At 71.0% G+C, this 23,500-nt stretch carries 12 protein-coding genes; 3 read left to right on the forward strand and 9 right to left on the reverse strand.

The window, feature by feature from the left end:
* Positions 1–245: 245 nt before the first annotated feature.
* Positions 246–3,674 carry a caspase family protein gene (locus WMF46_RS27535; protein WP_437979915.1) on the reverse strand — a complete coding sequence of 1,143 codons (3,429 nt, stop codon included), beginning with the start codon at positions 3,672–3,674 and terminating at the stop codon, positions 246–248.
* Positions 3,675–3,774: 100 nt separating this feature from the next.
* On the opposite strand from WMF46_RS27535, the gene WMF46_RS27540 reads away from it, so the two are divergent.
* Positions 3,775–5,325, forward strand: coding sequence for an ATP-binding protein (locus tag WMF46_RS27540; RefSeq protein WP_437979916.1), 1,551 nt, complete (start codon positions 3,775–3,777; stop codon positions 5,323–5,325).
* Between the two features lie 197 nt (positions 5,326–5,522).
* On the opposite strand, the gene WMF46_RS27545 is transcribed toward WMF46_RS27540, so the two are convergent.
* From WMF46_RS27545 to WMF46_RS27570, 6 genes are all read right to left on the reverse strand, one after another.
* Positions 5,523–9,389 (reverse strand): protein kinase domain-containing protein, encoded by a 3,867-nt coding sequence (locus tag WMF46_RS27545; protein ID WP_437979917.1) that lies wholly within the window; start codon positions 9,387–9,389, stop codon positions 5,523–5,525.
* Positions 9,390–9,745: 356 nt separating this feature from the next.
* Positions 9,746–12,451 carry a valine--tRNA ligase gene (gene valS / locus WMF46_RS27550; RefSeq protein WP_437979918.1) on the reverse strand — a complete coding sequence of 902 codons (2,706 nt, stop codon included), beginning with the start codon at positions 12,449–12,451 and terminating at the stop codon, positions 9,746–9,748.
* A gap of 202 nt (positions 12,452–12,653) precedes the next feature.
* Complete coding sequence (locus WMF46_RS27555; protein WP_437979919.1) at positions 12,654–13,388, reverse strand: ferredoxin--NADP reductase; 735 nt, start codon at positions 13,386–13,388, stop codon at positions 12,654–12,656.
* Positions 13,389–13,602: 214 nt separating this feature from the next.
* Positions 13,603–13,812 (reverse strand): hypothetical protein, encoded by a 210-nt coding sequence (locus WMF46_RS27560; RefSeq protein ID WP_437979920.1) that lies wholly within the window; start codon positions 13,810–13,812, stop codon positions 13,603–13,605.
* A gap of 912 nt (positions 13,813–14,724) precedes the next feature.
* A complete protein-coding gene (locus WMF46_RS27565) occupies positions 14,725–15,414 on the reverse strand; it encodes a hypothetical protein (RefSeq protein ID WP_437979921.1) in 690 nt (229 codons plus the stop codon).
* A gap of 158 nt (positions 15,415–15,572) precedes the next feature.
* Positions 15,573–16,898, reverse strand: coding sequence for a flavohemoglobin expression-modulating QEGLA motif protein (locus WMF46_RS27570; RefSeq protein ID WP_437979922.1), 1,326 nt, complete (start codon positions 16,896–16,898; stop codon positions 15,573–15,575).
* Between the two features lie 358 nt (positions 16,899–17,256).
* On the opposite strand from WMF46_RS27570, the gene WMF46_RS27575 reads away from it, so the two are divergent.
* Entirely contained in the window at positions 17,257–18,726 is a 1,470-nt protein-coding gene (locus tag WMF46_RS27575) for a serine/threonine protein kinase (protein ID WP_437979923.1), read from the forward strand.
* Between the two features lie 243 nt (positions 18,727–18,969).
* Positions 18,970–20,214 carry a serine/threonine-protein kinase gene (locus WMF46_RS27580; protein ID WP_437979924.1) on the forward strand — a complete coding sequence of 415 codons (1,245 nt, stop codon included), beginning with the start codon at positions 18,970–18,972 and terminating at the stop codon, positions 20,212–20,214.
* Between the two features lie 134 nt (positions 20,215–20,348).
* Here WMF46_RS27580 and WMF46_RS27585 read toward each other — a convergent pair whose 3' ends face one another.
* Both WMF46_RS27585 and WMF46_RS27590 read right to left on the reverse strand, forming a co-directional pair.
* Complete coding sequence (locus tag WMF46_RS27585; protein ID WP_437979925.1) at positions 20,349–21,311, reverse strand: serine/threonine-protein kinase; 963 nt, start codon at positions 21,309–21,311, stop codon at positions 20,349–20,351.
* A gap of 149 nt (positions 21,312–21,460) precedes the next feature.
* The gene (locus WMF46_RS27590) at positions 21,461–23,236 is read right to left on the reverse strand and encodes a serine/threonine protein kinase (RefSeq protein ID WP_437979926.1); all 1,776 of its coding nucleotides are present in this window, start codon (positions 23,234–23,236) and stop codon (positions 21,461–21,463) included.
* Positions 23,237–23,500 lie beyond the last annotated feature (264 nt).

A 23,500-nucleotide genomic window follows, 5' to 3' on the forward strand; every position in this document is an offset into this window, starting at 1 on the left:
GATGTCGTTCACACGGGCCTCCAGCGACGGCCCTCACCCGCAGGATCACGGTGCCCTGTCGGGAGCAAAATGTAATTTACACCACGATCACCCCGGCGTGTGGCCGATCTCGGGCGCCTGGATCGCAGAGCGACCCCAACGCGCTCTGGTGCTCGGGCGCCCGGGGACATTCGCGACGACAGCGCGTTCCGGTGCCCGGGCACCGAGCACCTGGCCCGCCGCGCAGGGCAGCGCGCGGCGTGATCTCAACCGCCGAGTCGGATCCGGAATGTCGAGGCAGGCTCGTTTCCGCACGCCGTTCCCGGCCGGCAAGGCTCGACCTCGACGCGGTATTCGCCGGGCTCGTGATCCTTGAGCGGCACACGGAGGCGCTGGACCTGGCCGCCCTTCCATGGCCCCGGCGCGAACACCTCGGGCCGCGCCGCCGGAGGCGCCTTGTCGACAGCGTACACGCCGATGCGCACGGACTCCGTATCTTGGCCAAAGGCGATCTCGACCTCCAGGGTCCCGTCGATCCGGCGCCCGAGCGCGGTGAGCTGCCTTGTCCCGACGACCCTCGCCTTCACGCGCGCGAGCGTGGTGCCCGAGGCGGCGGCCTCCTCGCTCGCCATCACCGCGGGCGCCTCGGCGGCCCCGCGCAGCGGCCACGCGAGCGGCAGCGTATCGAGCCCGCCGAAGAGGCGCGGGCGCTGCGCGTGAGTGCGGTCCTGCGCCCTGTTGAACGCCAGGCCGAGCGTGACCGCCTCGCGCTCGGGATCCACTGCCGCCGGGTCGGTCCAGGCCTCGACGAGCGCCTGCGTGAACACGCTCCCGCGCGGCGTCTCGGCGGCGTCGCTGCCGGCGCTGGCCGCGGTGACGACGCCGATGCGCTCGCTGTGGTCGTGCTCCACGCCGAGATCCTCGGGCAGCGAGAAGGCGCCGGCGCGGCCCGCGTCGAGGATGACCAGCACGCGTCCCGCCTTCGAGGCGGCGATGGCCTGAAAGAGACGCGCGGCGGGCAGCGCGTTGCGAGGATCGGCGGGCCTGGCGGGGTCGAAATCGATGGGCAGGAGGAAGCCCTCGCCGCGCTGGTCGAAGCCGTGACCGGCGAAGTAGACGAGCAGCGTCTCCCCCTCGGCGGCGCCGGCGAGAAAACCGGTCACGGTCGCCTCCAGGTTGGCCGCGTCGAGGTCCTTGGAGGCCTTGATGCGGTCGTCGTCGAGCGCCCAGCCGTCGCTGCGCTGCAGGGCGCGGCGCATCGCGTCCACGTCGGCGAGCGCGCCCGGGAGGCGCTTGACGCCCGGGGCGCGGTACGCGGCGTTGCCGATCAGCAGGGCGCGCGGGCGGAGCGCGCGGGCGCGGAGGTCGGGCTCGGGCCGGATGTCGGCGCGGGCGCTCTCGCCGCCGGGGCCGAGCACGTCGAGGCGGTGGGGCGCCGTGGACCTGTCGCCGAGGAGGAGCTCGACCTCGTACGCGGACAGGGCGGTCGGGCTCGGGGTCACGCCGCGCACGTCCCAGCGGCCGTCGAGGCGCACGCGGGGGACGCCGCGCGGGGAGAAGAGGGTGGCCCGGACGAGGACGTGCCCCTCGGCGGTGCGCGTCGCCGACGGCGGGCTGACGCCGACGTGGGGGAGCCCTCCGAGCGTCGTGACCTTGCGGGTGGCGGGGTCCTCGAAGCGCAGGCCGAGGGCGGCGCCGCTGCCGGAGCTGATGAAACGGCCGTCGGCGAACGCCGTGGCCCAGCTGCCATCGCTGAGCGGGAGGAGGTGGGCGACGAGGTCGCCCGACGGGAGCGCGCGCACCGAGACGCGGCCGTGGCCGAGGGCGGCGATGAGGTGCTTGCCGTCGGGCGTGGCGGCGAGGGAGTGGATGGGCGCGTGCTCCTCGATGCGGAGCGGCGTTGCGGCGGCATCGGCGTGAATCGACCAGCGGGCGAGCACTTCGTCGGCACCGCCGGCCCAGAGGTGCTCGGGCGTGAGGACCAGCGCGTGGACCTGACGTTTGAGCCCCTCGAAGCGGCGGGGCGGGGCGTCGCCGGGCTCGGCGTCGCGGACCGCGACGGTGCCGTCGGTGCCGGCTTCGGCGAGCCAGCGGCCGTCGGGGCTGTAGGCCAGCGCCATCACGCTCTCTCGGAGCATGGTCGCCCTTGGCCAGGATGCGTTCCGGTCTTCCTCCTGGACAAGGCTCACCCGGAGCACTCGTCCTGTCATCCCGGCGACGACCGCTTCAGGACGGCCGGGGTCCACGGCGAGGGCATAAAGCGGCCGCTGCTCGGAGAGCAGCGTGGCCGGCGCCCCGCCCTCGCCAAGCGGCAGGCGCGTCAGATCCCCTGCCGCATCGGCCGACAGGACGGACATGCCGTCAGGGCTGGGGCGGACCGCCCAGGGGAAGTTGCGCAGCCGGCCAATCCGACGAGGGGGAGCGCTGGAGACGCCGGGCATCGCGACGACGGCATGGTCGAGACCTCCAGAGACCCAGCCGCCATCGGGCAGCGCGGCCAGCGCGGTCACCTCGCCCGCGTGTGCGGACCACCGGCTCGCGAGCGACCACGTGGCCGTCGACCACGCGCTGACGTTGCCGGCGCCGTCGCCGACGAGCACGGCTTGCCCCGCCGCCACGCTGCGCATCCGCCGCTGCGCGATCCCCAGCTGCCGCACGGCGAGCTGGCGATCCGCGCCCGTGCAGTCCGCGACCCTGGCGAGCGCGACCGAGCCATCGTCGCCGGCCACCGCGAACCAGGTCCCGGTGGGGTCGAACGCAGCGGCGAAGAGGCCCGCAGATCGCTTCAGCTCACACCGGAGCGACCTGTCGGCGAGGCGGAAAACGCGAGCGCTGCCGGTGGCGTCTCCGGCGAGCAGCAGATCGCGCCGCGGGCTCACGGCGAGCCCGTACACCCAGCGCTCCAGCGCGCCGAGGCGTTCGATCGCGCCGCCGGGCTGAAGCAGCGTCACCTCGCCCTCGCCGCCGAGCGCCAGGAGCCCGCCGGGCAACGCCACCGCGCTCGCGGCGTCGTACCGGGCTGTCACCGCTTGTCGCCCATTCCACACCACGACACCGGCGTTCCCGCCCGCGAATGCGCGCCCGTCGTCGAGGTAGCCCGTGGCCCACACGACGTTGCTCTCACCAGGGCGGATGAGCGCGTCCTGCTCGAGGGTGGCCGCACCCGAGCCCAGCTCCCAGGCCCTCGCCACACCGGAGAGCGTACCGACGAGGATCTCGCCGCCATCGGGTCGCACGCTGAGCGAATTGACGGCATCGGTCGGGCTCAGGACTTCGAGCCGCCGCCGCTCGCCGCTCTTGCGATCCCAGACGAAGACCTCGCCGCCCCAGCCGCCGCTCACCACCGCGCGCCCGTCCGGCAGGAACGCACAGCCACGAACCCATCCTCCGTGCCCCTCCAGCCGCTGGACGACCTGGCCGGTCGCCACATCCCAGACGAGCAGCACCCGATCCTCGCCCCCGGACACGATCTGCCGACCGTCCGGCGAGAACGCCAGGCAGTTGACCTTCGCAATGTGCCCCTCCGGCTTCGCCAGCCGCGCTCCCGGCGGCGGCCAGACCTCCGGAGGGGCGGCCGGCGTGAGCTGCGTTCGCTGCGACGACGCCGGCGGTGCGCTGCTGCAGCCGCCGATCGCCGCCGCCAGGGCGATCGCGCCCAGCCCCGCCGCGCCGCTCCCGAATCGCCCGTTCGACATTGCCACGCATCCTATCCCATCGAGGTTCGCCGCCGGGCGAACGCGACCGGCGTCGCCGCGCTGGTCCCCCGGCGCCGCCGCCCTTAGGCTCACCGCCGCGATGCACCGCTGGTTCAACACGGCAGGCCCCTGCAATCCGGCCGATCACTACATGCTCCCGGCCGAGGAGCGCCTGCCCGGGGTGCGCGAGCTCATCGATCGCAAAGCCTGCTTCATCCTGCACGCGCCGCGGCAGATCGGAAAGACGACCTCGCTGTTGACGCTCGCCCAGGCGCTCACGCGGGAAGGGCGCTATGCCGCGGTGCTTGTTTCGATGGAGGTCGGCGCCCCCTTTCCGGACGACCCCGGCGCAGCGGAGCTCGCGGTGCTCGCGGAGTGGCGCCGCATCGCGGGGTGGCAGCTCCCGGCCGAGCTCCAGCCGCCGCCTTTCCCGGACGTGCCCCCTGGCCAGCGCATCGGGGCCGCCCTGCGCGCCTGGGCCCAGGCCGCACCGCGGCCCCTCGTCATCTTCCTCGACGAGATCGACGCCTTGCGAGATACGACGCTGATCTCCGTGCTACGTCAGCTCCGGAGCGGCTATCCGGGTCGCCCGCATGGCTTCCCGCACGCGCTCGCCCTCATCGGTCTGCGCGATGTGCGCGATTACAAGGTCGCATCCGGCAACAGCGACCGCCTCTGCACGTCGAGCCCGTTCAATATCAAGGTCGAGTCGCTCACGCTGCGCAACTTCACCCGAGATGAGATCGCCGCCCTCTACGCCCAGCACACGGCCGAGACGGGCCAGAGCTTTCACGCGAGCGCCGTGGATCGGGCCTTCGAGCTCACCCAGGGTCAGCCGTGGCTCGTCAACGCGCTCGCCCGTCAGCTCGTCGACGTCCTGGTCAAGGATCGCGCGCAGCCCATCACGGCCGCGGACGTCGATCGCGCCAGGGACATCCTGATCGAGCGGCAGGACACGCACCTCGATAGCCTGGTAGAGCGCCTGCGCGAGCCGCGCATCCGCGCCGTGATCGAGCCCATGCTCGCCGGCACCACCCTCGGCGATGTGCCCGAAGACGACCGGCGCTTCGCGGTCGACCTGGGCCTCCTGCGCCGAACGGCGGAAGGCGGTCTCGTCATCGCCAACCCCATCTACCGCGAGATCATCGTCCGTGAGCTCGCGAGCGGGGTGCGCGACTCGCTGCCGCGCATCCCGGCGACCTGGCTCACTCAGGACGGCCGCCTCGACGCCGATCGCCTGCTCGACGCCTTTCTCTCCTTCTGGCGCCAGCACGGCGAGCCGCTGCTCAGAGCGGCGCCCTACCATGAAATCGCGCCACACCTCGTCGTCATGGCCTTCCTCCACCGCGTCGTGAACGGCGGCGGCAGCATCGAGCGCGAGTACGCTATCGGTCGGGGCAGGATGGATCTCTGCGTTCGTTATGCCGGCGAGACGCTCGCGATAGAGCTCAAGGTCTGGCGCGACGGCCGGCCGGATCCCCTCGCCGAGGGGCTCGCTCAGCTCGACGAGTACCTCGCCGGGCTGGGGCTCCATCGCGGGTGGCTCATCCTCTTCGACCAGCGCTCGGGACAGCCTCCGATCGCCGAGCGCACGCGCCGCGAGCACGCGTTGACCCCCGCGGGACGCGAGGTCGTCGTGATTCGCGCCTGATCTCTCCGGGGTTCAGCGATGCGCGAGCCCACGCCAGGGGCTGCCTGCGCCTCCCGCCACCTCGGCGTGGGTCGTTGATCACAGCGCCGCCGCTGCGCTGGAACGCAGCACCTCGCGGGCACTCTGGCCAACCTTCGTGGCGCACCGGGACATGGCATGTGTGCAGGGTGCATCGACCTCGCCCAGCACCCGATCGTTCACCCGCCGAGCCACTGCCGCGCGAGCTCGAGCGTGCGGGCGTTATCCGGCACGTCCCGGAGGAAGCGCTCACGCCAAGTCGGATCGCTGAGCTTTTCGGCGCGCGCGAGTAGCGCCGTCTTGGCTGACGCGATTGCACCTGCAGCTTCTGCGTGCCTGCCGCTCGCGGCGAGCGCCTCGGCATAGGTCAGGCGGACGAGGGACTCGCCCTCTTCCAGCGTGCCAAACTCCGAGAGCCGCGCGCTCGCCTCGGCGGCAGCCCGCATCGCCTCGGCGGTGCGCCCGAGCCCGAGCAGCGTGCGCGCGAGGACGGAGAAGGCCTGCACGCCCAGGGTCGGCGCGCTCTTGAAGAGCGCGATGGCGGCGCGCGCCTCGCGCTCGGCGGCCTCGGAATCGCCCTTGGCGAGGGCGATCTTCGCCAGGTAGCAGCGAGCGAAGAGCTCCGTGCGCACCAGGCCCGCTCCCTGGCTCGACGCGACCGCGTCCTCGGCGAGCGCCCGCCCCTCGGCGAGCTGACCACGGTACCCGAGAGCGTGCGCGAGGTTGGCCTGCGCGCTGAGCTTCGCCTCGTCCAGGTGCATCCGGTCGGCCGCCTCCATGGCTGCCCGCAGCATCCACTGGGCTGTCTCGAAGTCGCCGAGCTCCGTGCACGTGGAGCCCAGGCACAACCGGATGCTGCACGCGTTGCGATGATCGCCAACCTGCTCGAAGGCGAGCAACGCCGCTTCGAGGCTGACAGCGCCGGCGCCCAGATCGCCGGTGCAGATCGCGTGGGCCGAGCGCGCCTCATGGAGGTGCGCGACCGCCTCGAGATCGAGCGCTTCCACGCCCGCGATGGCGCGCTGCGCAACGTCGAGCAGCGCGGCGCCTTCGGCGTACCGTCCCCCCAGCGACAACGCGCCCCCGCCCACGGACAGGCAGCGGAGCTTCGCGCTCTGCGCGTCGTCGGAGGCGGCCATGTCCACCGCCTCGGTCATCCAGCGCGCGACCTCGTCCGGCCGCCCCAGCTTGGACGCGCCCCATACCATGGGGGTGATGACGGAGAACCATGCAGCCGAGCCGCGCTCCAGCAGGCCCAGCGCCTCGCTCCCCCGCTCCACGGCGAGCGCGAGATCGCCGCGCCACACATGGGCCTCCGCCTGGACTTGGCGGAGCTTGCCAGCGATGTCCCCAGCCGCGCCGCAGCAGATACCCCGCTCGGCCCGCGCGATCGCTGCGCCGAGATCTCCGCCGCGCAGCGCCTCCTCTGCCGAGCGCAGGTATGACTCCGCCGCCCGCGCCAATGCGCCGCCGATCTCGAGGTGCTCCGCCAGCACCATCGCGTCCGCCCCGCCGGTCCGCGCCAGCCAGTCGCCCGCAAGGCCGTGCCCGACGCGGCGGTCGCGCTCGGTCAGCATGCTGTAGGCCGCCTCCCGCACCAGCGCGTGCCGGAACTCGTACTCCACCTCACCCGCGACGCGGGCCTCGCGCCGCCGCCGGATGAGCTCTCGGCGGGCGAGCTCGGTGAGCTGCCGCGCCACCGGCACGCCGCCGACCAGAGCGACTACCCCGCCTTCCCAGAACGTCTCGCCAAAGACGCTCGCCGCGCGCAACACGCGGCGCTCCTCGACGCCGAGCGCCCCGAGCCGCGCCTGCACCATCGCCAGCGCCGTCTCGGGCATGCCCTCGCCCTTGCCCTCGGCCACCGCACGAATCTGCTCCTCCAGCACAAACGCATTGCCCTCGGCGCGCGCGATGAGCGCATCCACCTGCTCTGGCCCGGCGCCATCGCCGAGTACCTCCCGCACGAGCCGCTCGCTTTCACGCCGGGACAGCGGCGCAAGGCGGATCCGGAGCCCGTGACGCTCGCTCCAAAGCGTCGGGAAGAGCTCGTGGACCTCCGGGCGGGCGAGCGCCAGCACGAAGAACGGCAGATTCTCGGCGCGCTGGAGCGCGGTGTCGATGAGCGTCACCGTCGGCAGGTCGCCCCAGTGCAGATCCTCAAGCACAAGGAGCACCGGCTGCTGCTGGCACTCGGCCTGCACGAAATCCTCGAACGCCTCGCGGAGACGGTCCCCCATCAACACGGGGCTCTGGCGTGCCGCCTGGAGCTGCACATCGCCCTCGTCGGGGAAGGGCGCCCCCACCAGCTCGCCGAGGAACGCCGCGAGGTGTGGGGTCCTGGCCCCGAGCTCACCGAGCCGCTCCACCCGGGCGAGCACCTTGCGCCGCCGCACCTCCAGCGGCTCGCCGTCGAGGATGCCCATGGCGCGGCGAAGCGCCTGGGCGAGGAGGCCGAACGCAGAGCCCGCCGCCATCGGATCGGCCCTGCCGAGCCAGACCTCGGCGGCCTCGCTCCTCTCATGGAGGAACTCCCAGGCGAGGCGCGACTTGCCAAGACCGGGAGCTCCAACGACGACCACGGCGCTTGCGGTGAGCTCGTCTACGCAATGGCGCCACTCGGCCGCGAGCTGCGAGAGCTCGCGCTCGCGCCCCACGCACGGCGTTGGCTTGCCGAGGAGCCGGGGCACGGTGTCCGGCTCCTCCTTCGAGCCGCGGAGCCAGGCACCTTCGTCCGCCTGCGCGATGTCGAAGGACCTGGCGAGCAGGCCTGCCGTCGCGCCGTCGAGCCGGATGCCCGACTCTGGCAAGCGAGCGCGCTGCGGGAAGAGCTGTACGACGCGGTCGATCAGCGCGCCGACCGGCAGCCGCCCGGCGACCTCGGCCATCCCCGTGGCGATGGACATGGGCACACCGCCGAGCTCAACCCGCAGCGCGAACGCGCAATGGGCCGCACGCGCGGCGAGATCGGTCGGGGCCTCGGCGCCGGACAGCGCGATGAGCAGCCACCGCGACTGAAGGAGTTCGAGGCGCCCGCCGTGACGCGCGGCAATCTGACGCAGCACCTCTGTGCGAGAGGCGCACTCGGCCTCCGAGAGCGTGGCGTCCGACTCCGCGCTGCCATCAACGGCCAGGATGACGCAGATAACCCGGCGCTCCGACGTCGTGATCTCCACGCTCGGCGCGGGCGGCTCCGCCGTCTCGCCCTCTCCGCTGGGGAGCGCTGCGCGCGCCAGGATTGCGAGCTCCTCGGCGACAGCGGCGCCGTCGCGCGGCCGGCGCTCCGCCGACTTCGACAACATCCGGGCCACGAGGCGCTCGATAGGCTCCGGGAGACCGTCGCGCAGCTCCCCAAGCCGTGGCGGCTCTTCCAGCACGACCTTCACGAGGAGCGAGAGCGCGTTGTCGCCCAGAAAGGGCGGGCGCCCCGCGAGGCACTCGAACAGCATGCAGCCGAGCGCGAACACATCGGCGCGGGCATCGACGGACGCCTCGCCGCGCGCCTGCTCGGGCGCCATGTAGCCGGGTGTGCCGAGGATCGCGCCTGGCGCCGTCAGACTCCGCGCAAGCCGGATATCCCGAGCAATGCCGAAGTCGAGCAGCGTGGCGCGCTCGACCGCGCCGCGCACGAGCATCAGGTTGCTCGGCTTGAGGTCGCGGTGGACGATGCCGAGCTGGTGGACCGCGCCGAGCGTCGCCGCCACCCGTGCTGCCAGGATCACGCTCTCGGCAATCGAGAGCGGTCCTTGAGCGAGCCTCGCGTCCAGGGTGATCCCGTCGAGCCACTCCATGGCCAGGTAGGGCCGCCCTGTGGCAGTCATCCCGTGCGCCACGTACTGCACGACCCCTGGCAGCCGGAGCGTGACGAGCGCCTCAGCCTCCCGCGAGAGCCGACTCAGGTCGCGTACGTTCGCGCTCTGCAGCACCTTGAGCGCGACCGCCTCCCCCGACCGCCGGTCCCACGCACGGTAGACGTCGCCCATCCCACCGGATCCGGCGAGCCGCTCGATCTCGAACCGATCCTCGACCACGTCCGAAGCGCGCATCGCCCTTCCTATGTACTTCGCGCGAGCCCCCGGGTGCCTGCTTCTCGCGCGCGACCGGCACAGGTCACTACAAAAACGAGGTGATTTCCATCATCTAAGCGTTGGGCTCCCCTCGAGGCCCCAGCATCCGCATGCCCCGGGATGCCGCAACGCTCTCACACCCTTCAGCAAAGCCGTAGGCCCTCGCGGAGGGAGCCCGCCGCGCGGCGCGCGCACGGGCTGTTGTCTGAGCCCATTTGACGTCCTGTGTCGGGCGCGCGCTGCGCGACGGGCACAGGACGTCTCAGGCGAGTTCAGCCCGTGCGCGCGCCGCGCAGCGGGCTCTCTCCACGAGGGCCGGGCCACCTCGATCCGGGCTACTCCGTGGCCGCCGCAGCCTCCCCCGTGCCAGCCGCCGCCGCAGCCGTCACCTCCAGCTCGCAGCGCACCACCTGGACCTCACCGTCCGCCAGCTCCGCCCGCTCCACCAGCTCGTGCGCCCCTCCTGCCCGCACCGCCGCGAGCACGTCTCCCAGCGCCGGCTTCAGCCGCGCCAGCGTCGCCGCGTTCGCTCCCAGCGCCAGATCCGTCACCACGCGCCCCACGCTCGCGCCGAGCTCGCTCTTCCGCTTGTTGACCGCCGCCATCGCCGCAGCCGCCAGCTCCAGGAGCCCCGCGTCCACCGGCGCCGCGACCTCCGCGAAATCCCCCGCCGCCGGCCACTTCGCCCGGTGGATCGACCGCTGCCCCGTCTCCTCCGCGTACACCCAGGCCCAGACCTCGTCGGTGATGTACGGGAGCACCGGCGCGAATAGCCGCAGCAGCACCGAGAGCCCGAGCCGCAGCGCAGCCACCGCCGATCCCCGCGCCGCATCACCGGCGCCGCCCTCGCCGCGCGCCCGCGCCTTGGCCAGCTCCAAGTAAGCGTCGGTGAACCAGCGCCAGAAGAAATCCTCCGTCCGCTCGAGCGCCGCCGCGAACTCCTGCGCCTCGAACGAGCGCGTCGCGTCCGCCACCACCGCCGACAGCTTGTGCAAGAACGCCCGATCCAGCTCCTCGGAGATCGGATGGACCTCCGCAGACTGGCTGAGCACGTACTTGCCCGCATTCCAGATCTTCGTGACGAGGCGCTTGCCGATCTTCAGCACCTTCTCGTCAAAGGCCGTGTCCGTGCCGAGCCGCGCGCTCGCCGACCAGTAGCGGACCGCGTCCGACGAGTAGTTGTCCAAGAGGTGCATCGGCGTCACGACATTGCCCTTGCTCTTCGACATCTTCTTGCGATCAGGGTCGAGGATCCACCCCGAGATCGCGATATGACGCCACGGCACCGACGCCTCGTGCAGCATCGCCTTCGCGATCGTGTAGAACGCCCACGTACGGATGATGTCGTGCGCCTGCGGGCGCAGATCGGCCGGGAACAGCCGCGCGTGGCGCCCCTCGTCGAGCCCCCAGTGCGAGCTGATCTGCGGCGTGAGCGAGCTCGTGAACCACGTGTCGAACACGTCGGACTCCGCCGTGAAGCCGCCCGGCTTGTCCCGCTGAGACGCGTCGTACCCGGGCGGCACGTCGACCGTCGGATCGACCGGGAGCACCTCGCGCGTCGCGAGCAGCGGCCTACCGTGATCCGGGTTGCCCTCGGCGTCGAGCGGATACCAGACCGGGAACTGCACGCCGAAATACCGCTGGCGGCTGATGCACCAGTCGCCCTGGAGCCCCTCGGTCCAGTTGCGGTACCTGAGGCGCATGAAATCCGGGTGCCACTCGATCTTGTCGCCGAACTCGAGGAGCTTTTCCTTCTTGTCGGAGAGCCGGACGAACCACTGCCGCGTGGGCACGAACTCGAGCGGCTGATCGCCCTTCTCGAAGAACTTCACCGCCCGCTCGATCGGCTTCGGCTCGCCCCGCAGCGCCGGGCCTGCGCCGGGCGCCGCCGCGTGCTCCTCGCGGCGGAGGAGCTCGACGACGGCCGTGCGCGCCTGCTTCACCCCCTTGCCCTGGAGCGGGGCATACGCGGCGTTCGCGGCGGCCGGATCGCGGCTCTGAAAGTCGCCCTCCCCGAACGTCACCGGGAGGAGTCGGCCGTTCTTGCCGAGCATCTGCCGGAGAGGGAGCTTCTGCTCCCGCCACCAGATCACGTCCGTCGCGTCGCCGAAGGTGCAGACCATCAGGATGCCCGTGCCCTTCTCGCGATCCACGAGCGTGCTCGGGAAGATGGGCACCGGCGCGCGGAAGATCGGCGTGAGCGCCGTCTTGCCGAAGAGGTGCTGATACCGCGGATCCTCGGGGTGCGCCGTCACGCCCACGCAGGCCGCCAGGAGCTCCGGGCGCGTCGTGGCGATCACGAGCTGCTCGCCCGTGCCCTCCACGGCGAACGCGATGTCGTGGAACGCGCCGGACTGCGGGCGATCCTCGACCTCCGCCTGGGCGACAGCGGTCTGGAAATCGACGTCCCACATCGTGGGCGCGAAGACCGAGTAGAGGTGACCCTTCTCGTGCAGATCCAGGAACGACAGCTGCGCCGTCCTGCGGCAGTGATCATCGATGGTGGCATACTCGTACTGCCAGTCGACCGAGAGGCCCACCCGGCGGAAGAGCGCCTTGAAGACCTGCTCGTCCTCGCGCGTGACCTTGTGGCAGAGCTCGATGAAGTTCGGCCGCGACACGATGCGCGGCTGCTCCTTCTTGAGCGCCTCCGGCGCCGCCTGCGGCAGCGAGAGGCCGCGCTCGTACGGCGTGCGCACGTCCGTGCGGACGTGGAAATAGTTCTGCACGCGCCGCTCGGTGGGCAGGCCGTTGTCGTCCCAGCCCATGGGATAGAAGATGTTGAAGCCGAGCATCCGGCGCTGCCGGACGATGACGTCCGTGTGCGTGTAGCTGAAGACGTGGCCGATGTGCAGCGAGCCCGAGGCGGTCGGCGGAGGCGTGTCGACCACGAAGGTCTCCTCGCGGGGGCGCGAGGGGTCATAACGGTACGTCCCGTCGGCCTCCCACGCGTCGGCCAGGCGCTGCTCGGCGACGGGCGAGTCGAAATGCTTCGGGAGCGTCGCTGGATCGATGGTGCGGAACGTCTTCTTGGTCGTCACGTGATCACCTGCAGAACTGACCCCGCAGGTACCGCCCGCGGGGGCGCGCATCCTACGTCGTACCCAGGGTAACGCTCAAGGCGCGCCGCGTCACCGGAGGGCGATCGGCGCTCGCGTCCGCCCGAGATCGGCGGCTCCGTCCTGGAGAGGCCGGCGGCTCCGTCGCGGCGCTCGGCGTGGACGCGCTCGCCGGGGCGGCGGGTCAGTCGTAGCGCTCGACGTGGACGTGCTTGCGGGGGACGCCGAGCTCGCCGCGGGCGAGCTCGCGCACGAGCGAGACCATCCGATCGAGGCCGCAGATGAAGACGTGCGGGGCCGGATCCCCGCTCGCCTCGGCCAGCTCCCTGTAGAGCTCGGGCACGTGCGCCTGCACGTAGCCGCGGCGGCCCGACCAGGACGGGCCGCCGCGCGAGAGCGTGATCTCGTAGCGGATCCGGTCCGAGCCGCGCGCGAGCGCCTCGAGCTCGTCGCGGTAGATGATGTCCTCCTCGAAGCGCGCGCCGAACAGGATCCACAGGTGCGCGGCCGCCCCGGCGCGCAGCGACGCGCGCAGCATGCTCCGGAGCGGCGTGACGCCGGTGCCGGTGGCGACGAACAGCGAGGGCGCAGGGCTCTCGGGATCGCGCGTGAAGAGCCCGTGCGGACCGACGGCGCGGAGCGTCGCGCCGGGCTCCAGCCGATGCAGGTGCTCCGAGCCCGCCCCGCCCTCCACCCGGGTGACCGCCAGATCGAAGCGAGGGGAGCCGTCGGGGGCAGAGGCGATGGAGTAAGCGCGCTTCACCTCACCCCCCGGGAGCGGGAGGATGAGGTTGACCCATTGCCCGGCCTCGAACAGGAACGCCCTGCCGTCAGCGCGCTCGAACGAGAGCTCTCGCACGAAGGGGCTGAGAGGCCGGACGGCGACGAGGCGGGCTTCGAACGGTTCGGCTTGGATCATGCTCGGGCCTCTGCGCGGCCACAGGCTGCCGGGCCGCGCGGGTGGCGAGGTCTTACCGCAGCCCTCGCCCCGGCCCAATCACGATCGGAGCCGTCATGGCGCAGCCGGACGGCGTGGAGTCGCGGAAGTCTAGGCCTTCCGGCTCCACGCCGCCGGCGCGCACGGCCGAACCGCCGCCCGTTCGCGGCGCTCCGGCGCCGGAGCAGCAGCGGATCTACCGCTGCACGCCCATGCGGCGGCGCTGCGGGATGTTCAGCGCCGGCCGGGAGCGATCCTGGTTCGGGAGCTTGCTCGGCGGGTGGGGCTCCCGGTGCGCGGGCTTCGGCGCGGGGACATGCCCCGTCTGCGGCGGGCGCCGCTCGGGCGTCTTGGCCGAGCCGAGCTCCTGTGCGCGCTCGGCGAGATGGGCGGGTCGCTCGGTCATGGAATCCTCCATTCGATCACTCATCACCACGGCAGAAAGAGCACCAAGGCTGAACGAACCCTTCGAAGAACCAGCTCTCATACACCCTCCATTCATCGTACGACCCCGGATTGCAGGCACACCGATGCCGCGACGGACGCTGGCTCCGGACGCCGCCCAAAGGCCGCTCGACTGGCGCTCTCGCGCGATGGACGCACCTCCACGCATCGCCGGGGCAGGGCGGTCCGCATCACCACACGCCCCCTGGCAAGGCGCCTCAGCGCCTCGCCGTCAGGAGAGATGGCGAGTCGGCCCGCCGCGCCACGAACCATCCGGCTCGGTGCTTCGCGCGAGCGGCCAGCGAGCGAGGGCCTGCGACCGCGAGGTCAGCGACCTCCAGCGCATCGGACTCGTTCGCAGTTTGGCCACGCTCCGTCCCCACGAGCACACGACCACGCTCGCGCGGGGTTCCGCGGGCGGCTGTCGTGGCTGCTCACGCGCGGCAGCAGAAGGGCGCCGTGCCTACCTGGGCAACAGGCGCTTCCCCTTCGGGGCCGCGTGACGGAGCGGTGGTATCAGAGGAAAGTGTCCATGATTGACGCGGGCGACGCGTCGACAGCAACGCTAGCACCGGAGCCAGAGATCGCCCAGCACTTTCTGCGTCTGTGGAGGAGAGCTGTGCGCGTCGAGATCTCGCGCTGTGCTCGCGGAGCGTTCGTGTCCTCTACTGCTTCTGAGGCATCCCTCAAATTCTTCGGAGACTCACAGGGAGGCGGGGAGACGGGGAGGAAAATCCTTAAATACTCCCTGTCTCCACGCCTCCTGTTCGATTTCCCCGCTGAAAGGGCCGCAAATAAGGGGATTCCTTGGCTTCTTCTCCACCCCACGAGCCGCAGGAGCTCGCGCGGGCGCGCCTGGGGGCCGGGCCGCAGCTCAGAACGCGAGGCGCAGCCCCACACCGAGGGGGACCGCTCCAGGCGACGCGGCGACGGCGCCCGGACCGACGAGGAGGCGCGCAGCGGCCAGCCCGCGCATATCGAGCCCTCTCCGCAGCACCCGCTTCTTGCCGATCACGTAGAGCGGCAGGCCGACGCCAACGGCGGCCGCGCCCCCGACCGCCGTCGCCACGGCCACCGTGTACGTGTCACGGTGCTTCGTGGAGCCCTCGTCGTGGTTCGCGGTGATCAGCACGGCGCCGGTGACGAGGGCGGCTGCTCCGAGGCCCGCGAGGACGATCCCCGAGACCATCATGACCGTGCTGTTCCGCTCGGTCGTCCGCTCCATGAAGTTGCGGAGCTCTCTCTTCGTCGCCTCGATCTCCAGCTCGATCTGGCGCCCGTGGGCGTCTCGCATGTCTTCGTCTTCAACAAAATCGTGGACGGTGTCCGCCTCGTACTTGAGCGCCTTGATCCTTGCCTCGTACGCAGCGACCGTCGCCTCCCACATGGCCTGCGGCGGGAGCTCCTCCGCGGCCGGCGCTGCAGGGGGCGCGGAGGGCGCGAGCTGCGGGGGCGGCGTGCGCTCCGCGCCCTCCGCGCCCTCCGCCGGCGCCTGCGCGGCCGCGCTCGACGCGAGCACCGCGCCGGCAAGCGCGAGCGCCCACGCGACGAGGCGGCGGCGCACCGCGGCCGCGGAAGTGGAAGACGCGCGCGCCGGGGGCGCGGGGGGATGCGCGAAACGGGAATGGACTTGTCCCATCAGCGAGCGGCATACATCAACCGTGGCGCAGGGACATCCGTCGCGTCCCGCTCGCCCGGCCTGCGCCCGCGATCGCGGCGCCCTCATCCCTCCCGCGGCCGGCCGCGGCGCTTGCTCCCCTCCCCGTCCCCGACCGGCCGCGCCTCGGCGGCCACGCGGAGCAGCTCCTGGAAGTGCCGCTCCACCGGGCCGAGGTCGATGCCATCCATGAACGAGGTGAACGCGAAATAAGGCAGCAGCGTCTGCCAGGCGCGAAGCCAGCCCGGCAGGTAGCGCGGCCGCTCCAGCACGCCGGCCGCGCGCAGCTCCGCCAGCACGGCGATGTCGTCGAGCGCGATCCGGCCGCAGACGAGCAGCTCCACCTCGTCGCGCAGGCCGCCGCGCAGGACCGCGGCCAGGAAGGCGTAGACCTCGAGCAGGCCGGCCAGGTAACAGGCGTCCTTCGTGAAGGGCGCGCCGCCCTCGACGAGCCCGCCGCGGCAGACGCGCTGGGCGTCGAAATAGGCGTCGCGGCGCCCGGCACCGCGCTCGCGCAGGTACCGGTAGAGATCGAGGAAGCTCGCGCCCTGCTCGGCCATGTCCACGAGCCGCACCCGCTCGGCGAGCCGGGTGAGGCGGCCGATGGAGAGCGAGCGGCTGTACAGCTCGGCGAAGATGGCGAGCCCCTCCTGCGTGCGCGTTGTGCGCGGGCCGCCCGACCGCAGGAACGCGCACCGCGGCTGCGCCGCGCCGTTGTGCGCGGTGAGCGCGTGTGTCTCCACCTCGTGGTGCCACAACCCCTCGGCCTCCCAGGACGCGAACGTGGCCTCCGGGCGGATGCGGACGCGGCTCATTCCCGCCACCACCTTCGCCGTGATCCGCGGGTCGAGCACGATCTCGATGTCGAGCGGCGGCGTCCGCGCGGTGACGCGGGCGGCGAGCAGATCCCGGAGCGCGCCGGCGTCGAGCGGCTCCTCGTCGGGATCGCTGGCCTCGTCCCAGCCGTGGACGCGCAGGCGCGCGGTGAGGTGCTCGGCGAGGTCGATGTTGCGGACCTCGCCGCCGAAGAACCGCGAGCGCGCGCCGCCGTAGAGCGCCCGCGACCGCTCGGCGAACTCGCGGGTCCCCGCCGCCTCGAGCAGCTCCGCGGCCTGGATCTGCGCGCGGACGTTGTCCCGGAGCCAGTCGAGCGCGGGCGCGTCGCCGTCGATCGAGCCGAGCAGCTCGCGCAGCTCGGCGATGCGCCGCGCGAGCCCGTCGCGATCGACGCGGTGCTCGACGTCGGGGAGGCGATCCTCGCCGGCGGCGAAGAAGCGCTCCTCGACCTCGCGAGGCCAGGCGATGTCCTCGAGCAGCCGGAGCGCCTTGCCCTCGGAGAGGCGGGCGCCGACCCGATCGAGCTGCTCCAGCACGGCGCGGTCGATGCTCATGGCCCCATGCTCGCGCGAACCTCAGGGCGCGGAAAGCCGCCAGCACGGACGCGTGCGGCTCCGGCGCGGATCCGGGGCTGGATCGCGAGCGCGCCTGGCTCCGCGTGCCAGCGATCCCTGACGGGACGATGTCGCGGAGGCGAACCGCCGCGATCCCGCCCGCGGGCTCTGCTGAGATCGCCCGTGCGCAGCGGTCGCGTGCCGAAGCGCCCCGGAGGCCTCCGGCAACGTGTTGTCGGCAACCAGCAGGCCTGTGCCGGAGAGGCAAGCGCGAGGGCGAGCGCCGGCGCTCCCCGTGGCCACGCCGAGCATGTTGTTCAGCTCCTCGCATCCGGGATACATTGGAGCCTGAACCTCGATGAATGATGATCCCCAGCTGGCACACTGTACAGCACGCATCGGAACGGTCCTCCGGGGCAAATGGCGCATCGATTCGCTCATCGGCGTCGGCGGGATGGCTGCGGTTTACGAGGCGACACACAGGATCGGCCGGCGCTGCGCGATCAAGATCCTCCATCCGGAAATCGCGGTCTCGAAGGAGCTTCGAGCCAGGTTCGAGCAAGAGGCGCTCGCGGTAAACCAGCTCGGTCACCCCGCAGCCGTCAATGTCCTCGACATCGACACGAGCGAAGATGGCTCGCCGTTCCTGGTGATGGAGCTGCTCGACGGTGAATCGCTCGGCAAGCGCGCCCACGGCTCCGGCGGCATCGAGGAGCGCGAGCTGCTCCGCGTCATCTCGACCGTGCTCGAGGTGCTCGATGTCGCGCACGGGCTCGGCATCGTCCATCGAGACATCAAGCCTGACAATCTGTTCTTGACCTCTTCAGGCAGCGTCAAAGTCCTCGACTTCGGGATCGCTCGAATGCAACAGGGCGGCTCCAATGTTCATACACGCACCGGCACGATGCTCGGGACTATACCTTACATGTCGCCCGAACAGCTCACTGGCGGCCAGATCGATGGGCGGGCCGACGTCTTCGCCGTTGGCGCGACGATGTTTCGAATCCTGACGAAACGCCATGTGCACGAGGGCTCCATGGAAAGCGAGCTCCTCATCAAGATGGCGACGCAGCCTGCGCCGGCCCTGCGCACCGTTGCCCCCTCTGTCAGCCCAGAGGTCTGCGCCATCGTCGATCGCGCGCTCGCTTTCGATCCATCGCGCCGCTATCCAACGGCCCGCGCCATGCGCGAAGACATCGAGCGAGCTCTGGGCACCCATGCTGCCCCTCACGCGCCAGCCCCAGTGTCGATCCGGGCCGACGTGTCGTCTCCAATCAGCGTCGATGCCCCGACGATGGCCGCTCCTGCTCCCGGCCAAGCGATGCAGGCACCGATGGTCGCACCCGTGCCGCCTCAATCTGCTGCAACCAGCCCACGAGCGAGCTCGAATTCGCCCTTCTTGATCATTGCAGTGATTGGCTCGTTTGCTGTCGCCGTTTGCCTCGCCGCTGTCTTCTTCGTTGTTCGTTCGCGAGACTCCGCCGACGACACCCGTGAGAGCGCGGACGACGAGACATCGCAAGAGGGCAAGGCGAGCGGCAACCCTCGCACGATGGCCACGTCTTCCACTACCAGCACACCGTCCCCGCCATCCCCGCCATCCTCGACCGCCGGGCCCCCATCGACGCGCCGGCCCGCCTCCGACGGCAAGTATCGCCTCCTCATCAAAGACGGCAAATATCCATTTTGCGTCACGTCGAAACTGAAACACGCCTATCCAGTACGCACGAATGACGAGGGCGTCAAAGTGTGCAGCGGCACCCCCGATGGGCCCATTCCGATTGAAGGCCTCAAAGCCTACCACCCCTCCGAGCTTCAATGGCAATAGCTTTGTGAGCAGCGGCGGCCTTCGGGGCTGGAGGTTCCGGCGATGCGGGCGGCGACCAGCGAGCTGCGGTTCGATGCACTGTGGACATCCTTGTAGGCTGACGTCGGCGTACGGAGCCAGATCCACGAACATCGCGGAATTGCACAGCTTTTCCGTACGGAGGGTGGATTGAGCAGGATGTCCACTCGGACGGCGGCGCGGTTCCTCCGCTCTCAGCGCCTCTGTGCGTGTACAGTCCTCGGCATGCCGGGGACAATCCCGCCCAAGGGGCGCTCAAGCACCGACGACGTCACGGTGCCGATGCTCGGGAAACAACGCGACGCATCCGTCGTTGAGCTCACAAGCTCGGCGCTGGTGGAAGAAATCGAGACTGCGGCGCGGCCTTGGTCGGACGACGCACCCACGGTGGTGCGCTCGGACAACAAGGCGCCAGCGCTGATCGGGAGCTTGATCTCGGAGCGGTACCGCGTCCACGAGCTCATCGGGGAGGGCGGCATGGGAGCCGTGTACCGCGGCGAGCAGGTGCACCTCCGCAAGCAGGTGGCGATCAAAGTCCTCCAGCCGGGCGCCCGGAACCTCCCCCAGATCGTGGCGCGGTTCGAGCGCGAGGCGATCGCGGGGGCGCATATCCAGCATCCGAACGTGGTCTCGGCAAGCGACTTCGGTCAGCTCGCGGATCGGTCGCACTTTCTCGTCCTCGAGTATGTCGAGGGCACCCCGCTCCAGGACGTGATCGCCTCGGCGCCGCTCCCCGCGCGACGCGCGCTCCACATCGCGCGGCAGATCGCGTCTGCTCTGGAGGCAGTGCACGCGAAGGGGATCGTGCACCGCGATGTGAAGCCGCAGAACATCCTTCTCGGCGCCCGTGATCAGGTAAAGCTCATCGATTTCGGCCTCGCCAAGGTGAACGTGGAGCTCCTGTCCACGGAGAGCCGCGAGGCCGCGCGCAAAGGCCAGGACCTCACCGCCGCCGACCAGGTCCTCGGCACGCTCAGCTATCTCGCGCCGGAGGCCGTGCGCGGCATGGATGCCGTCGATGCTCGCGCAGATCTTTATGCGCTTGGAATCATCTTGTACGAAATGCTGTCCGGGAGAAGCCCGTTCGACGCGAGCGACGGCCAATCTTCCTTCCGGCAGCGGCTCCTCGAGGATGCGCCCCCGCTCCGCCAGCGTGCTCCCGGATCAAGTATCCGCCCCGAAGTGGAGGCGCTCGTGATGCGGCTCGTCCAGCGAGACCCAATCCAGCGCTATCCGACGGCTACCAACGTGATCGCGGCCATCGACGGGGCCATTGCGGCGATGGAGAACGCGCCGAGGCAGATCGAGCCGACAGTTACGATGCAGCCCGGTGCTCCGGGGCACCAGACGAGCGCGACACCGCTCGCGTCCAGGTGGAACTCGCCGGCGATGCGGCCGTGGCTCATTGCGTCCATCGTCGTATCGCTCTTGCTCAGCGTCGCGCTCTTGATCGCCATCCTGCTCAGCTGACAGAGACTCAAAATGGCCACATCGAAGGAGCAGGCTCGTCGCTCGACGGCAGATCCATGAGCTCCGTCGGCTCGGTCCCCCCGCCGCTGACGCGCGCCACGGCCGCGCAGGGCGCCCTTCGCGAGGTGGCTCCCTCAGCGACGAGGAAGCGGGGCCCCCGCCGGGATCCGCCCTTCCTCGACGGCCACGACGTAGGGCGGCAGGCGGCCCGACCGCACCGCGCGGACGTCGGCGCGCATCGTCGCCGCGTCCGGGTAACGCTCGACCTTGTCGAACGCGAGGGCACGATCCACGACGTCGCACACCTCCGAGGGCACGTCCGGCGCGCACTGCGCGAGCGACGGCGCCCGCGCCGTCGCCGCGGCGATGAGCAGGCGCGCCTCGGCCACGTGGCCGTGGATCGCGCGACCGGAGAGCAGCCGAAACATCGTGGCGCCCAGGCCGAAGACGTCGGTCCGGCCGTCGATCTCGCGGACCATCCCCCTCGCCTGCTCTGGCGCCATGTACTCGCACGTGCCGAGCGCCACGCCCGTCTTCGTGGCCGTCTTCTCCGGCAGCTCCCCCATCCCGAAAGGAAGCGGATCGAGCACGCGGGCGATCCCGAAATCGAGCACCTTCACCCGCCCATCGCTCCCGATATGCAGGTTCTCAGGCTTGATGTCCCGGTGAACGACGCCGTACGCGTGCGCCACGACCAGCACATCGAGGACCCGCTCGGCGAGCGCCAGCACATAGCCCACCGCGAGCGTCCCCACCCGGGCCATGTGGTCGAAGACCGTCTCGCCCTCGAGCACCTCCATCGCAAGGTAAGCGGCGCCGTCGTCCGCGATGCCCGACTCCAGCACGAGCGGCAACCCCTCGCAGAGCGGGCCGACAGCCGCCAGGGCGCTGCCGATCGGGCCCTCGCGCAGGAAGCGCTTCCTAAGCTCCTCGATCTGGCTCAGCGACGGGTGCAGGACCTTCAGCGCCGCGACCTGGCCGTCAGCGCGCCGGCCAAGGAAGACGCTCGCCATCCCGCCGAAACCGAGCACGCGCTCCACCGTCCAGGTTCCGATCTGGGTGCCGATACGCCGCGCCGCGAGCTCCTCGTCGTCCATCGAACGGGCGGATGGTACCATCCCGTTCACCAGGAGCGATCACGAAAGGCCACCAGCGCCAACAAGCTCACTCGACTGTGGTACATTGTCTACACCACGCTGAGCTCGTCCAGACGCCGTCACGCACGACCCCGCAGCGCATGCGACGATCAGTCGGGGCATGGGGCCCCGCACGCCATGACGTTGCCAGGACAGGCTTCTATCTGCCCGAGACACGTGCCGATGACGCAATCAGAGCCAGGCGTGCAGTACACCAGACAGGGAGCGCTCGTCATGCAATTGACCGAGCAATCGCCTTCGCACCAGATCTTGTGCATCCCCGATCCCATGCAGTTCACCAGCGCGTCTCGGCGCGCCCCGATGTCGCAGACGCTCCCGTCCTGACAAGCAATCTGGCACGGTTCATCGCACACGTGATCGCAGTCGTTTGTCTGCATACAGCTGGTCCGCTGCGACGCGACGCGCCCTTCCTCGGGGCCGCGGCTCGGTGGACCAGGGAGGCGAGCTCTCGTGTCGCCCTTCTTCTCGGGGCCGGGATCCGGAGCCTTCGCCAGCAGGCGATCCGCCGCCGGACCGCCGGGAACCTTGGCGGGCGGTGAGGCCCCCGGTCGCTGCGCGCCGGTCGCCCCCGGCGATCTCGCGTCGGGCTCGACGTTCACCGCACGGAGAACCACGGCGGCGAGCACGCCTGCGGCGAGCAGCGGGAACGCCAGCACGGCCCATCGCAGCCTCCGTCCACGTACCGTGGTCGCCGTCCACTGCGTCGCCTGGGTGAACGCCGATGCCGCCGGTGAGGGGGCATGAGCCGGAGCGACGGCCGATCCGCCGCCCGGGACGCCCTGCGCGCTCGACATATTCGGGGCGCGGGCGATGGATACATCGCGGAGGACGCTGCCCATGTCACCCGCCGGCGGCGGGGCGGGATGCAGGCCGCCGGCGCCCGAGGCGCGCACCGAGACGGCCGAGGAAGGGGCGAGCCCCTGCGGCATCCACACCGTCGTGGCGGTGCTGAGCGCATCTGCCGCGGGGGCGGGAAGCCCGGCCGCGCCGAACCGCAGAGCAAAAGCGGGCGGCTGACCGGCCAGGACCGCGCGCACGTCCTGCTGCATGACCGTCGCGCTCGGGTAGCGCTCGCCTCGATCGAACGCGAGCGCGCGATCGACGACGCCACACACCCACTGCGGGGTCTCCGGAGCGACGCTCGCGAGCGGCGGCGCAGGCAGCGTGGCCATCTTGACGACCAGATCGGTGTCAGAGCTCGCGTCATGGATGCGGCGCTTCGTGATCAGACGAAACATCGTCGCTCCGACCGCGAACAGGTCGGCACGCGCATCGATCTCGTCGCCTCTGACTTGCTCCGGTGGCATGTAGGCGACCGTGCCGAGCGTCGTTCCCGTGCGCGTCCGAACGTAGTCGGCCGCGGCCTGCCTGACGCGGGCGACGCCGAAGTCGAGCACTTTCAGGCGCCCGTCGCGGAGGCGGAACAGGTTGTCCGGCTTGATGTCGCGGTGGATGATGCCGTGCGCATGGGCCGCTGCCAGCACGTCCAGCAGCCCGTCCACCAGGGCCAGCAGCTCGGCCATGTCCATCCTGCCCATGCGCCTGGCGTACCCGGCGAGCGACTCACCATCGAGCAGCTCCATGACGAGGAACGGGCAGCCGTCCGCCGTCGTGTCGATATCGCGTATTTCCACCGCGCCCGGATGGACGAATCGATTGACGGCCTGCGCTTCCTGATCGAACCGCGCGCGCAGCTCGGGCATGCGCGCGATCTCGGGGTGGAGGATCTTGATGGCATCTCGCCGCCCGATCTTGTGCGCGCCGACGTAGACAGCGGCCATGCCGCCCGAGCCCAACAACCGCTCGATCGTCCACTTCCCGCACAGCACGGTGCCAACTCTGCGCTGCAGTTCCTGGTCGTCCATATCCGGGTTCAGGGTTGCTAATTTGCCGAACGGAGTCCTCGCGGCGCCCCGGCACCGCCCTGACCGTCGCCCATCCTAGCCGATTGGCCGTTGCGTCGTGATCGCGCGACGTCGTCGTGACCACGCGACACGCGGCGTGCCGTCCCGGGTGTGTCGACGACCGAGCGCGGCCGCAGGCCGACCAGGCCAACAAAAGTGCCCCAGTCGAGACCAGCGCCCTGCCCTCGGCGCGCGTGTCGCGCGGAGGGAGCGTGACCGTGGATC

Origin of the sequence: Sorangium sp. So ce117 (assembly GCF_051524395.1) — a bacterium.
Lineage (GTDB): Bacteria > Myxococcota_A > Polyangia > Polyangiales > Polyangiaceae > Sorangium > Sorangium cellulosum_B.